The organism is Frigoribacterium sp. MEB024, from assembly GCF_000878135.1.
GTDB lineage: Bacteria > Actinomycetota > Actinomycetes > Actinomycetales > Microbacteriaceae > Frigoribacterium.
Genome location: NZ_JXQZ01000112.1, coordinates 1 through 879, shown reverse-complemented (window position 1 = coordinate 879; position 879 = coordinate 1). Strand labels below are relative to the sequence as shown.

The window sequence follows — 879 nt, the reverse complement described above, 5'->3', positions numbered from 1 at the left end:
CCGCCGCGACCGCTGTCCCGCCCGCCGGTGCCGCAGCGGCCGCCGCCGCGCCCTCCGGCACGGGTGCGGCCGGCACGTCTGCCGACTCGGCCCTTGCCGGACCGTTCGCTCCGGTACCCACCGGATCGGCCGGCCGCTCCGAGGCGTTGCCCGTCACCGGTGATCCGGTCCGTACCGGATCACCGATCCCGGGGCCCGCCTCCTCCGCGGCGACGGCGTCGGACGGACGTCCCGTCTCGTCGCCCGCCACCGTCACGTCCGGCGCGCCCGGCCCCTCCGGCACGACGGCTCCCTCGACCTCGTCGACGACGGCACCGTCACCCGCCACCGTCTCGGCCCCCGCGACCGCCACCGCCCCGGTCGACCCGATCGTGCTCGCCGTCCCCGGGACCGTCGCGACGTCCGCCGCCTCCGCCACCAGCGCCTCCTCGTCCGCGACCCCGACGCCGGCCGCCGCGCAGCCGGCCCCGTTGACCCAGCAGCTCGCCCGCCCGCTCTTCACGCTCGCCGCGGCGGGCCCCGGGGTGCACGTCGTCACCGTCGACGTCGCCCCCGAGGCGCTCGGTCCGGTCACCGTCCGGGCCCACGTCTCGGCGCACGGCACGCACGTCGAGATGTTCGCGGCGTCGGACGCCGGCCGCGACGCCGTGCGGGCGATCCTCGGCGACCTGCGCCGCGACCTCGCGACCGCGTCGAACCCGGGAGGCGCGGGTCACCAGACCAGCGTCGACCTCTCGTCCCAGAACCAGCCGTCCGACGCCCGGGGCGACCGCTCCGGTCAGCCCGGCTCGCTCGGGGCCCAGGCCGGTGCCGACGGCGGGGCGGGTCGACAGGCGCGCGACGCCGCCGAGGCGCGCACGGCCGACGCCCGCACCGGAC

General features: G+C 79.5%; 1 protein-coding gene. It reads left to right on the top strand.

What is annotated here, in order from left to right; all coding sequences use genetic code 11:
- Positions 1-879, top strand: an 879-nt coding sequence (locus SZ60_RS15355; protein WP_043597494.1) for a flagellar hook-length control protein FliK, incomplete at both ends; no start/stop codon positions are given.